Below are 14,541 nucleotides of genomic sequence, written 5' to 3'. Positions count from 1 at the left end.
CGGCCATCAACCGTCGGCCGTCCGCCGTCCGCCGTCGGCCCGGCCATTTCACTCACCGGAGTCACCGGCCGCTATCGGCCCTGGTGGGTGAAGCCCGCCCACGCGGCGACGTCGCCGGTCAGCCGGTGGGTGAGTACGCGCAGGGCCGGGGGCATCGTCGGCGGGACGGCCCGGTCCGGGTCGAGCATCCAGCGCTGGGCGTGGTTGAGCGCGTCCATGGGGCGTTTCCCCTCGGCGAACAGGTAGTGGTAGGCCATGAACATGAGCACCGAGGTGGCCTCGCCCGGCACCGGCCACAGCGAGCCGAAGACGCTGCGGGCGCCGGTCGCCAGGAACGCGGTGGTGAGGCTGAACGCCTCGTCGTAGGCGCCGCTCGCCACCCCGGTGGTGCAGGCGGCCAGGGCCACCACCCCGATCCCGGTCGCGCGACGGGTGCGCAGGATCTCGTGCGCGGTGAGCCGCCGGGACCCCGCCAGGCGCAGGAAGGAACCGTCGACACCCGGTCGGACATCCCCGTGACAGGCGAGATGCAGGACCGAGCCGCCACCGGCCACCAGCCAGTCGCGGACGGCTTCCGGGGTCGCCTCGGCGCCGCGCAGCACGTCGGCCGACGGGAGGAAAGCCTGGCTGATCGCGTCGGCCTCGGCCCGCGCGTCCGGCAGGTTGTGCTCGGGGTCGGCGATGATCCGGGCGGGGGCGTCCAGGGGCACGGGCGGGCGTTCGGCGTTCTGGCAGAGCAGCCGGGCCGAGGGGGCGTACGAGAAGGTCGCCACCTGCACGGCCCGGGTGCCGTCACGGTCACGGGCGGCGTGCCACGGCACCGTGGCCAGGTCACCCGTCGGGATCAGCACGACCCTCGGCGCGCGGCCGATCGGCCAGCGGTCGAGGGTGCCGAGCAGCGGGCCGACGACCGCCGGCCACGCCCAGTCGCAGACCTCGTCAAGCGGCCGCGCCGGGCCGTCCCCGCCTCCGTCCTCGCCCGCGTCGCGGCTGCCCAGGGCCGTGACGTGGCGGGTCACCGGCTCGGTGGAGGCCAGGCGCGGCAAAGGCAGGAACGCGGGCCGGACCCCGCGCAGACCCTCCGCCGGCACCAGCACCGCCCCGCCCGGCCCCTCGTCGTCGGCGGGTATCAGATAGACCAGGGCGTCCGCCCGCACCTCGGTCAGCGCCCGCCCGACCTCGTCGAGGCCGGGCGGATCGAGCACATCGGGGATCGCCGCCTCGGACACCGGGGAGCCGGTGAGCACGGTCAGCACCTCGTACCGCAGGTCGGGGTCCTTCGGGTCGTGCCGCCACCGGGTCAGCAGGTCGTCGCGGCCGAGCCCGGCCAGGCGGGCCGGCACGTCCATGGTGACCGTGGTGGCATACAGCATCAGGCAACGGCCGGCGTCGAGCACCAGCGCCGCGCCGGCCGGGTCGCCGTCGGCCAGATACCAGCGCGCGATCTGCCGGGCGTCGTTCGCCGCGTCCCGGGCGGCCGCCGCGGCGTCGGCCGCGCCCGCCTGCAGCAGAACCGACCAGGCGTGCCCCCGCAGCGCCCGCCGTCCGGTCTCCCGGCTGAGCGCCGCGCGGCCGTCGACCCGATGGGCCAGCGCGAGGGCCTGCGCGCTCGACGCCCACATGGGATGGCCGGGGTGGCCGGCCTGACGATGGGCGGTCGTGAGCCGCCGTACGGCCTCGTCGAGCGCGGCCCGGCCACCCTCCAGCTGGGAGTACGGCACGAGCGCGCCGCCCAGCATCGTCTGGATCAGCAGGTGGTGCTCGTAACCGGCGGGCGCTGCCCGCTCGGCCCGGCGCAGCAGCCCGATACCGCGCGAAAGGCCGGCGGCGTCACGCTTGTCCATCGCGGCCCGTACGGTGTTGCCGGCCACCGCGATCAGCCGCCACGTGCGTTCGGCCGGTGACAGACGCGGGTCGTCGGCATCGCTCTCGTCGGTGCTGCGCAGGGCCCGCAGCGCGGCACGTGCCGGCGCGACGGCCGGATCGTCGGCGGGCAACCTGTCCAGCAGCTCCGCCAGGGCGCCGGCCCGGGTCAGCGCGCCGTCCACATCGCCGTGCTGCACGGCGGCCATGGCCTCGGCGGAGGCGCGCATCGCCTCGGTGACAGTCCTTTCGTGCTCGGTGAGGCCGCCCTGGTGGAGCATCACCCGGGCCTTCTCGGCGGCATCCCCGGCGGCGCTGTAACTGCCGGTCAACGCGCCCTGCCGGGCGTCCAGGGCCATCCGCGAAACCGAGACCATCCCGACGAGCGGGCTCTCCGGCGGGATGACGGTGATCGCCTCGTCGAGCCGTCGCAGCGTCTCCGTACGGTCGTGGAACGGTTCGTCCCAGCCCGCGGCGACCAGGTCGGTCATCATCGTCAGCACCGCCGCCGAACCGGGCATTGACGGGTCGTCGCCCGCGTCCCCGATCAGCGCCCGCACCCGGTCACCGTCGACCGCCTGCCCGGACATGCCCGCCTGCAGGGTCACCAGGACCAGCGCCCGTCCGACCAGCCCCCGGGCCGGCCCGCGATAAGAGCTTTCCTCGTACGTGCGCAGGGCCTCGGCCAGCGTCGCCGGGTCCTGATCGTGGCGGAACCGGGCGCCGAGCGCGCGGGCCCGGACCAGGTCGTGCGCCGGGGTGGGACGCAACTCGGGCCGGACCAGTTCGGCGATCAGCTCGTCGAGCTCGGTCGCGGACAGCTCCGGGATCCGGCCGAGCAGGGCGAACGGGTCGGCGATCAGCAACGGGACGGCTCCTCGGCCAGTCGGCGCGCCCCGACGACGTAATGGCTGCCCGCGCGCTGGCCCAGTGCTGACCGGGTGGCGCCGCAGGCCCGGCCCGCACGCCGGCCCAACCCGGACCGGACGACGCCGCAGGCCCGGCCCGCACGCCGGCCGAACGCGGACCGGATGGCGCCGCGGGCCCGGTCGGCCGGCCCGGCGCACCGGTGGGCTGGGGCGAAAGCGCGGGCGTCAAGCGCGTACGCCGGGCGGGCTGCCTCGTCGCGCAGCTCGGCGAAACCGGTGGTGCTGCCCGCCCCGGCGAGTGTCGGCGGACGGGCGGTCTCGTTGTGGCGGCCGGGCACGCTCACTCCGGCGACGACTCGAGCGCGGTGATGGCGTCGCGCATCATCGTCACCGCCTCGCGGCGCTGTTCCGACGGCGTGTGCGAATTGCGGATCAGCTGCTCGATGGCCCGGGCGAGCGGCTGGTTGCCCGGCTCCGCCTCCTCGGCCGGCCGAAGCTGCCGCAACACCTCATCGACGCTGTGCCCGTCGGCCAGCCGCAGCCTGATCGCCGCGCGCAGAAGCGCCGCGGCCGACGCCACCGTCATCGATCCGCGCCTCAGCACAACCAGGTCCTCGACAGCGCAGACGGGCGGCGCGTGGCCGAGCGCCGAGGCCAGCCGCGGTTCCCGCTCGGCCCAGTCGAGCAGAACCCGCACGAGGCACTCGGCGGCCACGGCCTCACCGCCCACCTGGAAAAGCTCGTCGGTCCAGCCGCCGCGATGCGGCCAGTAGCTCCACACCTTGGTCTCGTCGACCAGCATCCGCGCCGCGCCGTCGGTGGTCAGGCACTCAGCGAGATCCCGCGCGAGCGCAGCCCTGTACGCCCCGAGCAGCGGCCTCTTGGCGTGCGGCCCGGCCACGGAGAAGAAGGTGGTGCGAGAGCCCCGGGGCTGCACCGCGGCGACGACGTCCGTCCAGGACAGTTCCGCGGCGTCCACCCCGCCGGCGAGCAGGCCCTGGACGGCCCGGTAGTACTTGACCTTGGTGGCCCAGTGGGTCTGTGCGCTCGCCGCGTCGCGACGCCACCGCACCGCCACGGTCTCGCCGAGCTCACGAAGCACGTACGACAATGCCCACCCCGGTAAAGATCACGCTCCGCCACGCCCCTGTCACCTGAGCACGCTAGGCCAAGCTCGGCCTCCCACCCATCTGGCAACCGGCCGATGACCTACCCCCCGATCGCCCTACCCGTTCCGGGTGGCCCGCACGGTCACCCCATCGGACGACAACACGGACGCTCTGCCGAAGGCCATGGGAGCGAGTCCGGTCCCGGAGTGCGGCCTTTCGGCGGGGATCTCCGGGCAACTTCCGCGTCAATGTCTTGTGTGGATCACCGTCGTGACCATAACGTAAAACGCGACACACATTGAAACGTTCAAATGTGTGAATCCCCCCGGAGCGCTCCCCCACCGAGGAGAAACCCGATGTTCCGTATCCGTTCGCGGCATGCGCTGACACTGGTCAGTGTTCTTGCCGCCGCGCTCGCCGTCCCCGGCACATCCGCCGGCGCCGTCCCCGCCCGCGTCGAGCCTGGCTCCACCGGCCCCGCGAACCAGCTGACAGCCACCAACGCCAACCGAACCGGCGCCGCCTCCGCCAACCGAACCGGGACGGCCCACACCTACAAAGCCGCCGCGACCCAGACCGGACAACCGGGTGGCACTCCCGCGAGCGAGCCCACTGCGGCCCACGCCGATCGGGCCGCAGCCCCGGGAGGCCCGGCCGCACCGGCTCCTGTTCGGCTCGACTCGGCTCAGTGGGTCTGGTTCCCGGAGGGCAATCCCGCCCAGGGCGCGCCGGCCGCCACCCGATACCTGCGGCGCACGTTCACCGCGCCGGCGGGGCCGTACACCGACGCACAGCTCGTGGTCAGCGGCGACGACACCGTTGACGTCTGGCTCAACGACACCTATCTGGGCGGCTCACCGCGCGCGGCCGACGCGTGGAAGCAGGCCCGCTACTTCGACCTGGCAGCCGCACTGCAGCCCGGGGCGAACACGCTGCGCGTCGCCGCACGCAACACGAATGCCGGGCCGGCGGGGGTGATCGGCCGGCTGCGGGTCGCTTCCGCCGCCGGGACGGTCGACCTCGTCACCGACGGCGGCTGGCAGGCCGCCAACTCCGTGCCGGAGAGCTGGGTCGCAGCGCGCGCCCTGGGGGCGTACGGGATGGCGCCGTGGGGTCGCAACGTCGGGGCGCCGGGGAGTGGCGCCTCGCCGGTCACGGTGACCGGGTTGACGACCGAGCGGCAGAGCAACCCGGTCGGGGTCGACGCGAGGCAGCCCCGCTTCGGGTGGCGGCTCGGCTCCGGGACGAACGGGCAGGTGCAGGGCCGTTACCAGGTGACCGTGGGCACCAGGCCGGACGCGGCCGACGTCTGGGACTCGGGGCAGGTGGCCTCGGGGCAGAGCGTCGACGTGGCGTACGGGGGAAACGCCCTGGCCTCCGATCGCACCTATCACTGGCGGGTGCGGGTGTGGGACACGCAGGGACGGCCGAGCCCGTGGAGTGCGCCGGCGCGGTTCGACACCGGGCTGTTCGACCCGGCGGCGGAGTGGCAGGCCCAGTTCATCGGCGCGGCGGACGGCGCGAACCTGACCGGGGCGAGCTGGATCTGGTATCCGGACGGCGATGCCGCCAACTCGGTGCCGGCCGGGACACGCTACTTCCGGCGTACGTTCGACCGGGCCGCCGCGGGCACACCGGCGACCCTGGTGGTGACCGGTGACGACACCGCCGACGTGTGGGTCAACGGCGAGCCGGTCAGCACGTCGCGCCGGGTCGCCGACTCGTGGAAACGCGCGACCACGGTGGATGTGACCGCGCGGCTGCGGGCGGGCAGCAACACCGTCGCGATCGCCGCCACCAACACCACGTCGGGGCCGGCGGGGGTGATCGCCAAGCTCGGGGACGTGGTGACCGACGGCGGGTGGAAGGCGAGCCAGAGCGGGCCGTCCGGCTGGCAGCAGCCCGGCTTCGACGACGGTTCGTGGGCCGCCGCGCGGGTCGGTGCGGCGCACGGGGGTGGGCCGTGGGGCTCGCAGGTCTCGGTCACGGCCTTCACCCCGTACGTGAGCAAAGGTTTTGACCTGGGCAAGCCGGTGGCCCGGGCGAGGCTGTTCGCCACCGCGCTCGGCCTGCATGAAACGTTTTTGAACGGGCAGCCGGTCACCGCCGAGCGGCTCGCGCCGGGGTGGACCGACTACAACAAGCGCCTGCAGTACCGGGTGTACGACGTGACGGCCAAGCTGCGTACGGGCGGGAACACGATCGGGGCGCTGGTCGGCAACGGGTGGTACTCGGGCAACCTCGGGTTCGCGGGCAGTCAGCGGTACGGCACGCGGCCCTGGTACTCGGCCCGGCTGAGCGTCGAGTACACCGACGGCACCCGCGCCGACGTGCGCACCGACGGCTCGTGGACGGCCACGGCCAGCACGATCGTGTCCGAGGACCTGTACCACGGCGAGGACCAGGACGCGCGGATCACCGGCACGGAGGGCAAGCCGGTCACCGTCCGTACGGACTCACAACCGAACCTGGTCGCCCAGGTGGACCCGGGCGTGACGGTGCAGCAGGAGTTCCGGCCGAAGGCGATCACCCAGCCCGCGCCGGGGGTCTGGATCGTCGACCTGGGGCAGAACTTCGCGGGCTGGAACCGGCTGACCGTGACCGGCGCGGCCGGCGCCAAGGTGACGCTGCGGCACGGCGAGATCCTCAACGCCGACGGCACCCTCTACACCGCCAACCTGCGCGCGGCCCAGGCCACCGACACGTTCACGCTGGCCGGCACGGGCGAGCCGGAGGTGTTCGAGCCGCACTTCACGGTGCACGGGTACCGGTACGTGGAGGTCACCGGCTTCCCTGGCACCCTCACCGCCGACAACCTGACCGGGCGGGCGGCGTGGACGAACGGCGCCGGGACGGGCACCTTCACCACCAGCGACCCGCTGATCAACCAGGTCCAGCACAACATCCTCTGGGGCGCCCGCTCCAACCTGCTGTCCATCCCGACCGACTGCCCGCAGCGCGACGAACGGCTGGGCTGGACCGGGGACATCGCCTCGTTCGCGGCCACCTCGACGTTCGGTTTCGACACGCACGGGCTGCTGGTCAAGTTCGCCGACGACATGGTGGACGCGCAGCGCGCCGACGGGGCGTTCACCGACGTGGCGCCGGCCGTGATCGACGGTGCGGGCAAGGCGGGCTGGGCCGACGCGGGCGTGATCGTGCCGTACACGATCTGGCAGCGCTACGGCGACCTGGCCCCGGCCGGCAAACACTTCGCGGCGATGGCCAAGTACGTCGACTACCTGCGCTCCACCGCGGGAGCCGACCTGATCCGCAACCACGAGACGCACGGCGACTGGCTCAACGTCGACGACCACACCCCCAACGACGTTTCCAGCACGGCGTTCTTCGGCTGGTCGGCCCGCCTGGTCGCGCGGATGGCGGCGGCCACCGGGCGCACGGCGGAGGCGGCCTCGTACGGCGCGCTGGCCGACGGGATCGCGGCGGCGTTCACGGACCGGTTCGTGGCCGCCGACGGCACCGTGGGCAACAACAGCCAGACCGGGTACGTGCTGGCGCTCGCCTTCGGTCTGGTGCCGCCCGCGCGGACCCAGGCGGTGGCGGACAAGCTGGTGGCCAAGGTGGATGCGCGCAGCGGTCACCTGTCGGTGGGGTTCATGGGCGTGGAGAACCTGCTGCCGGTGCTGGCCGAGCACGGGCACGCCGGCACCGCGTACCGGATCCTGCAGCAACCCGGCTATCCCGGCTGGGGCTACATGAACTCCCGCGGCGCCACCACGATCTGGGAGCGCTGGGACGGCATCCGCGTCGACGGGACGCTGCAGGACCCGGGGATGAACAGCTTCAACCACTACGGGCTGGGCTCGGTCGGTGACTGGCTCTACCGCTCGGTCGGCGGGGTGGCGCCGGCGTCGCCCGGCTACCGCCAGGTGCTGATCGCGCCGAAACCCGGCGGTTCGCTCACGGCCGCGTCGTCATCACTGCGTTCCCCGTACGGGGTGACAAGCTCCTCCTGGACCCGGAGCGGCAGCACGCTGACGTTGAAGGTCGTCGTCCCCCCGAACGCGACAGCGCTGGTGCGGGTGCCGGCCGGGGCGGGTTCGACGGTGAGCGCGCCGCCGGAGGCCGTCCCGCAGGGCGCGGGAGACTATTCGGTGGGCTCGGGCGCCTACACCTTCACCGTCCGCGGCTGAGATCCCGGGGTGCTCGCAGACCGAACCGATTTGCGAGCACCCCATTAAGCCGTTATGTAGATTGAATCTACGTAGATGAAATCTACGTCTCCCGCGGGCCGGTCGTGTTCGTCGGCCGGAACACAGAGCTGTCCCTGCTGACAAAGCGGCTCGATGACATCGGCCGCACCGGAACGGGTCTCGCGGTTCCCGTCCGGGGTCCTCGCCAGGTCGGGAAATTGCGCCTTGTTCAGGAACTGTGCGATCGCTCGGGCCTGCCTTACCTCTATTTCAATTGACGAGAGCCGGCAGGAACGCGTGGGGCCGTCACCGCCGCTACGAAACGGCTGCCACCGGCGGGAGCGGGGCGGACCGTGGCGATCCGAGGCCGAGCGGCAGGCGGGCGCGCGGCGGGTCACGGCTGGTCGCGCGTGCTGAGGAAGGCGGTGGCGATCAGGGCGACCGCGCGGTCCTCGTCCTGAGCCAGCCGTTCCAGAACCGCCTCGCCGCCGGGGATCTCGTACAGGGCCTGGGCCAGGCGGATGCGGACGGGGGCGTCGGCGTTCAGCTCGGCGGCCAGGGCCAGGACGATGTGGGCGGCGCGGCCGTGGTCGCGGGCCAGGACGCCCAGCGCCTCGGTGGCGTCGACGTCCTTGAGGCCGGTGACGACCATGGCGACCAGTTCGGGCTCGGCCGCGGTGACGCCTCGCGCGGCCAGGGCAAGAGCGGCATTTCCCCGTACGGTGGGATCGCCGTCACCGAGCGCGTCGGCGAGCACCGCGGTTGCCTCGTCGCCGGGGATGTTGGCGATTGCCGACACGGCTCGGCGGCGCACGTCGACGTCGCCGGAGGTGATGCCGGGGGCCACGCCGGACAGGGCGTCGTCGCCGGCTCGGGCGAGCGCCCAGCGCAGGGCGCCCGCCACGTTCGGGTCGGACTCCGACAGCACCGCCCCGGCCAGCAGGTCGACGGGGACGGGCACGTCGTCGGCCGGGGCGAGCACGGCCTGCTGGCGGCGGGCCGCGTCGGGCGAGGCGAGCCCGTGCATCAGCTCGACGATCCGCAGCACGTCGGGCCAGCCCTCGGGCCGGGTGGCGTCGACCGCCCGCAGCCGCTGCAGCAGCTCCTGTTCGCGTTCGAGGCGTTCCTCGGTCCAGCGGATGAGGTCGCCGACCAGGGCGGCCGGGGTGAACCCGGGGTCCTCGAGAGCCTGGGCGATCTGCTTCAGCGACAAACCCAGCGACCGCAGGCTCTCCACGTGGAAGATCCGGCGGATGTCGGCGTCGGAGTACTCCCGGTAGTTGCCCACGGTGCGGCCCGTCGGGCGCACCAGCCCGAGCCGGTCGTAGTGCCGCAGCATCCGCGTGCTCACCCCGGACCGCCGGGCCACCTCACCGATCAGCACGCCGCCACCCCATACCGAAGCCGTCCGGTCCTGTCACGACGGCGGGTTGCCACGGCGGGGCCGGCGGCGTCAGAGGTCGGCATGCCGCGGTCCCAGCGCGACGATCCGTTTGGCCTCCTCGATCGCGACGTCGAAACCCGCCTCCGGGTCGCGCAGCAGCGTCTCGGTGGCGTGGGCGTGCGCCTGCACCTCCGGGTCGGCGCCGGCCGCCGCGCGACGCAGCACCGGCTCGGCCGCCTCGCCCAGCGCGACCAGGGCCCGGCTCAGGCTGAGCCGGGTGTTCCGGTCGCCGCGGCCCAGCTGCGTTGCCAGCTCCACCGCCAACCCTTCCTGTTCGCCTTCGGGCGCCAGCCCGGCCGCCGTACGCCACGCCGCCCGAGCGACCTCGTCGTCGGGGTCACGCAGCAGCGAGCTGGTGATCGCCGGCCAGGCCCGCCTGTCCCCGGTCTTCGACAGCGTATGCAACGCCTGGCTGCGGGCCTGTGGGATCGCCGATCGGAGCTCGACCACCAGCCGGGGCACGGTGAGCTGGGCCGGCAGCCGGGTGAGCGCCCAGGTCAGCATGTCGCGGACGAAGAAGTCGGGCTCGACGGCGCAGCGGGCCACCAGCGGCTCGAGCAGGGCGGGGTCGGCCCGGGTGCCGGCCGCGAGCGCCGCCTGCAGCCGAACCGACGATTCCCGGGCGGCGAGCGCGTTGATCAGGGTCATGGGGACCACCTCCGGCACCCAGTGAAGACCTTGTCACGATGTCAAGGTCAAGCCCGCGGCCGAGGAAGGCTCTCCGCGGACATCGCGAGCGGCGTCGCGTCGTCAGCCGCAATCGGCACCTCGACCGTGCACACCGGCCCGGCCCGGGGATCCGGTGCGGTCGGGCCGCGCCGTCGCCGGTCTCTGGTCCAGGCCGCCGCGGAAGCTGCTCCGAGGGCGGCGGCCATGGCCATCCGCACCGTCTCGGCAACCGAGTCGTCGGCGGCAACCGGCGCCCCGGCCGTGCACACCGGCCAGGACGGGGGGTCCGGCATGTCCGGCCGGGCCGCCGCTGCGGGAGCCGCCGGGAAGGCCAGAACAGCGGCCGGGAAGGCGAGCACCGCCGCGAGGAGACCGGCTGGGCGGGTCATGAGTGGTGCCTGGCGTGGCTTTCGGCGGGGCGGCCCGGGCAGTGCACGCGCGGGTTCCACATGCTGAAGGCCCCGGCCGGGTTGTGCTTCCAGACCCACACGTGCAGGGAGTAGAACGGCGGCAGACCGTACCGGTTGGGGCTCGCCGTGAAGTCGAACGTCTGCCCGTACAGGCGGGGCGCCCGGCGGTGACCGGCATCGGTCCACGCCTTCCGGAGCACGACGTATTCGACCGCGACCAGATGCGGGCGGCCTGCCCGGTCGGGCTCGTAGACCATGGCCTCCGGCGTACGGGCTCGGATGTTGCCGTCGCCGGCCAGGGCGCCGTTGACGTAGTGCACGCCCATCGCGCCCCGGCCCGGCATGTCGATACAGGTGACGCCGTCGACGTCGGCGAACTTGGCGTAACCGGCCCGCTCGGCCACCGCGACCGTCCGGTATTTCGCCGTCTGCTGCCGGAGCCGCTCGAGGTCGGAGCGGCACCACGACGCGTACGCGGGCGTGGCGATCCCGGCGAGCAACGCCAGCGAGGCCATCGGGGCCACAATTCTGCGGAGCATGGTCTGTCCTCCCGTTCCCAGGCCGGCGAGTCCGGCCTGGTCAGAACGCTAGGAGCGGCCGCTCGCGGGCGGACAGGGCAGCGAATGCCCATCTTGGGCGGCGCCTTACCCGGTCATCAGCGGTCGGGTTGCCTACACGAGCATCGACGCGGGCACGGCGCCCTGCCACGGTGGAGCGATGACCGAACTGGTCGAGCGCGGGGACCAGCTGGCCGCCCTGGATCGGGCCGCGGGCCAGGGCGTCCTCGTGCTGCTCGGCGGCGAGGCCGGCAGCGGCAAGACGGCGTTGCTGCGGCAGTTCTGCTCCGGCCGGCCGGACGTGTTGTGGGGCTCGTGCGATCCGTTGTTCACGCCGCGCCCACTGGGCCCGTTCGCCGACATCGCGCGTGACACCGGCGGCGAGCTGGCCGAGCTCGTAGCGGCGGGCGCGAAGGCGTACCGGATCGCCGCCGCGCTGATCCGGCACGCCGAGTCCGCTCCGGGCGCAGTGGTCGTGGTGGAGGATCTGCATTGGGCCGACGAGGCGACGATCGACGTGCTGTGCGTGCTCGGCCGCCGCGCCGAGAAGATCCCGGCCCTGATCGTCGGCAGCTGGCGCGAGGACGGGCTGGACCGGTTCCACCCATTGCGCCGGCTGCTCGGCGGCGCTGTCCCGGTGCGCCGGCTCGACGTGCCGCCGTTGACGGTCATGGCGGTGGCTGCGCTGGCCGCGCCGCGCGGCCTGGACCCGTACGAGCTGCATCGCGCGACGGCCGGGAACCCGTTCTTCGTCAGCGAGGTGCTCGCCTCCCCCGGCGGCGGCGGAATCCCGCCGACAGTGCGCGACGCGGTGATGGCGCGGGCCGCCTGGCTCAGCGCCGAGGCCAACACCGTGCTGGAGGCGGTAGCGATCGCGCTCCCCCGGGCCGAGCTGTGGCTGATCGACGCGCTGGTGCCCGCCGCGGCCGAGCCGCTCGAACAGTGCTTGAGCTCGGGCATCCTGCGGGAGGCCCCGGGCGGCGTCGAGTTCCGGCACGAGCTGGCCCGGCAGTCCGTCGAGCAGTCGCTGCCACCGCACCGCCGGGTCGCTCTGCATCGCCGTGCGTTGCAGGCCTTGTCCCGTACGGGGGAAGTGGCGCGACTGGCGCACCACGCCGACGCGGCCGGGGACACCGAGGCGGTGCTGCGGTTCGCCCCGGCCGCGGCCGAGCAGGCGGCGTCGGCCGGGGCGCACCGGGAGGCGGCCGCCCACTACGCGCACGCCCTGCGGTTCGGTGACGCGCTGCCGCCCGACGCGCGTGCCGGGCTGCTCGAGGCCCGCTCGTACGAGTGTTATCTGGCCGGCCGGATGGACGCCTCGATCGTCGCCCTCGAGCAGGCCGTCGCGCACTGGCGGACGACGGGCGACGAGTTGCGGCTGGGCTCGGCACTGGCGCAGTTGTCACGCGGGCTGTGGTGCGCCGGCCGGACGGCGGAGTCGGCCAAGTCCGGCGACGAGGCGTTACGGCTGCTGGAGGGGCAGCCGCCGGGGCGCGAGCTGGCCTTGTCGTACGGCGTCGCGGCGGCCACCCACCTGAACGAGGAGCGCCTCGACGAGACGATCGCCTGGGGTGAACGTGCCCTGGCCGCGGCGGAAGACGACGTCGAGGTGGCCGCGCACAGCCTCAACACGATCGGCACGATGCAGTTGCTGGCCGGCCGTCCGGAGGGCTGGACGAATCTGTCGCGCAGCCTGACGCTGGCCGAGCGGGCCGGGCTGGACGACCACATCGGACGGGCCTACATCCACCTCGGCTGGGCCATGACCCGCACCCGCGCCTACGACCTGGAACCCTGGCTCGACCGGGGTGTCGCGGCCTGCCAGGAGCTGGGGCTGGAGGCCTGGGAACACTATGTGGTGGTGCACCGGGCCCGGATGCGCCTCGATCTGGGGCTGACGGACACGGCCGTCGAGGACGCCGAGCAGGTGCTGCGCTCGGCGGGGTCCGTGCCGTTGCTGCGGCTGCTGGCGCTGTGCGTGCTCGGGCTGGCCCGTGCCCGCCAGGGTGACGCGCGGCAGTGGGAGGCGCTCGACGAGGCGCTGACCCTGTCGGACGGGCAGACCGAGCTGCAGTACCGGGCGCCGGTGGCCATCGCCCGCGCGGAGGCGGCCTGGCTGGACGGCCGCGATCCCGACGCCGACGACGGCACGTTCGCGCTCGCGGTGGAGCGGGGCGCGTCCTGGGTGACCGGCGAGCTCGCCTGGCTGCGGCGGCTGGCCGGGTTCCGGGCCGGGGCGGCCGGGGCGATCGACCCGTACGCGGCGCAACTGGCCGGGCAGACGCGATCGGCCGCCGCCCGGTGGACCAAGCTGGGCTGCCCGTACGACGCCGCGCTGGCGCTGGCCGGCTCGGACGACGAGACCGACCTGCGCACGGCCCTGGCCGAGTTCCGGCGGCTCGGGGCCCGACCGGCCGCCGCGCTGATCGCCCGGCGACTACGGCAACGGGGCGTACGGGATCTGCCCCGCGGGCCGCGGGCCGAGACCGGACAGCATCCGGCGCACCTGACCCATCGCGAGGCCGAGGTGCTGGCGCATCTGGGGCGCGGCGAGTCGAACGCGGCGATCGCGGGCCGCCTGTGCCTGTCGCAGCGGACGGTGGACCATCACGTGTCGGCAGTGCTGCGCAAGCTGGGTGTGGCCAACCGGCGCGAGGCCGCCGCCGAGGCCGCCCGGCTCAGGCTGGTCAATCCTTGAGGTGGGCGCCGATCTCGGTCTCGCTGACCCGGGTCGGTTCGAGGACGCGGTGCAGGAACTCGCGGGTGCGTTCCTCGCGGGGCCTCCCGAACACCTCGGCCGGCGGGCCCTGCTCGACGATGACGCCGGCGTCCATGAAGACGACGCGGGAGGCGACCTCACGCGCGAACGCCATCTCGTGCGTGACCACCAGCATGGTCATGCCGTCGGCTGCCAGGCCGCGCATGACCGCGAGCACCTCGCCGACCAGTTCCGGGTCGAGCGCGCTGGTCGGCTCGTCGAACAGCATCAACCGTGGGTCCATGGCCAGGGCTCGGGCGATCGCCACCCGCTGCTGCTGACCGCCGGAGAGCTGCGCCGGGTAGGCGTCGGCCTTCTCCGCCAGGCCGACCCGGTTCAGGTTCTCCGACGCGATCCGGTTCGCCTCGGCCCGGCTGCGTCTGAGGACGCGGCGCTGCGCGATCGTGACGTTCTCGCGTACGGTCAGATGCCCGAACAGGTTGAACTGCTGGAACACCATGCCGATGCCGCGGCGTACGGCGTCGATGTCGACATCGGGGTCGGTGACCTCGGCGCCGGCGACCCGGATGGAGCCGGAGGTGGGTTCCTCGAGCAGGTTGACGCAGCGCAGCAGGGTCGACTTGCCCGAGCCGGAGGGGCCGATGACGCAGACCACCTCGCCCGGCTCGACGGACAGGTCGATGCCGCGCAGCACCTCCAGCTTGCCGAACGACTTGTGCAGGCCGTCGATCTCGATCGTGGACATGC

10 protein-coding genes are annotated in these 14,541 nt (G+C 73.7%); 2 read left to right on the top strand and 8 right to left on the bottom strand.

Annotated elements, in window-relative coordinates; all coding sequences use genetic code 11:
* Positions 1–71 precede the first annotated feature (71 nt).
* Genes C8E87_RS29320 through C8E87_RS29310 form a run of 3 tightly spaced genes read right to left on the bottom strand, consistent with a single transcriptional unit; the run spans position 72 to position 3,843 of the window.
* Positions 72–2,729, bottom strand: a complete 2,658-nt coding sequence (locus C8E87_RS29320) for a CHAT domain-containing protein (RefSeq protein WP_133876070.1) — start codon at positions 2,727–2,729, stop codon at positions 72–74.
* Entirely contained in the window at positions 2,723–3,070 is a 348-nt protein-coding gene (locus C8E87_RS29315; RefSeq protein ID WP_133876069.1) for a hypothetical protein, read from the bottom strand. Before C8E87_RS29315 ends, C8E87_RS29320 begins: the two co-directional genes overlap by 7 nt.
* Positions 3,071–3,072: 2 nt before the next feature.
* A complete protein-coding gene (locus C8E87_RS29310) occupies positions 3,073–3,843 on the bottom strand; it encodes a hypothetical protein (protein ID WP_133876068.1) in 771 nt (256 codons plus the stop codon).
* A gap of 354 nt (positions 3,844–4,197) precedes the next feature.
* Here C8E87_RS29310 and C8E87_RS29305 point away from each other — a divergent pair, with 354 nt between their 5' ends.
* On the top strand, positions 4,198–7,995 hold the full coding sequence (locus C8E87_RS29305; protein ID WP_275409140.1) for an alpha-L-rhamnosidase: 3,798 nt from the start codon (positions 4,198–4,200) through the stop codon (positions 7,993–7,995).
* Positions 7,996–8,389: 394 nt separating this feature from the next.
* Here the strand turns inward: C8E87_RS29305 and C8E87_RS29300 are convergent, their stop codons facing one another.
* The 4 genes from C8E87_RS29300 to C8E87_RS29285 all read right to left on the bottom strand — a co-directional run bounded on the left by C8E87_RS29300 (position 8,390) and on the right by C8E87_RS29285 (position 11,057).
* Positions 8,390–9,379 carry a MerR family transcriptional regulator gene (locus C8E87_RS29300; protein ID WP_133876067.1) on the bottom strand — a complete coding sequence of 330 codons (990 nt, stop codon included), beginning with the start codon at positions 9,377–9,379 and terminating at the stop codon, positions 8,390–8,392.
* Positions 9,380–9,448: 69 nt separating this feature from the next.
* Positions 9,449–10,087, bottom strand: coding sequence for a HEAT repeat domain-containing protein (locus C8E87_RS29295; RefSeq protein WP_133876066.1), 639 nt, complete (start codon positions 10,085–10,087; stop codon positions 9,449–9,451).
* 47 nt (positions 10,088–10,134) lie between these two features.
* A complete protein-coding gene (locus tag C8E87_RS29290) occupies positions 10,135–10,497 on the bottom strand; it encodes a hypothetical protein (protein WP_133876065.1) in 363 nt (120 codons plus the stop codon).
* Positions 10,494–11,057 (bottom strand): hypothetical protein, encoded by a 564-nt coding sequence (locus C8E87_RS29285; RefSeq protein ID WP_133876064.1) that lies wholly within the window; start codon positions 11,055–11,057, stop codon positions 10,494–10,496. Before C8E87_RS29285 ends, C8E87_RS29290 begins: the two co-directional genes overlap by 4 nt.
* Positions 11,058–11,235: 178 nt before the next feature.
* On the opposite strand from C8E87_RS29285, the gene C8E87_RS29280 reads away from it, so the two are divergent.
* The gene (locus C8E87_RS29280) at positions 11,236–13,773 is read left to right on the top strand and encodes an ATP-binding protein (RefSeq protein ID WP_133876063.1); all 2,538 of its coding nucleotides are present in this window, start codon (positions 11,236–11,238) and stop codon (positions 13,771–13,773) included.
* Here the strand turns inward: C8E87_RS29280 and C8E87_RS29275 are convergent.
* Positions 13,763–14,539 (bottom strand): amino acid ABC transporter ATP-binding protein, encoded by a 777-nt coding sequence (locus C8E87_RS29275; RefSeq protein WP_133876062.1) that lies wholly within the window; start codon positions 14,537–14,539, stop codon positions 13,763–13,765. The genes C8E87_RS29280 and C8E87_RS29275 overlap by 11 nt on opposite strands.
* Positions 14,540–14,541 lie beyond the last annotated feature (2 nt).

This window comes from Paractinoplanes brasiliensis, from assembly GCF_004362215.1.
In the GTDB taxonomy this organism is placed as follows: Bacteria; Actinomycetota; Actinomycetes; order Mycobacteriales; family Micromonosporaceae; genus Actinoplanes; species Actinoplanes brasiliensis.
This window is presented reverse-complemented; position numbering and strand designations above follow the sequence as displayed.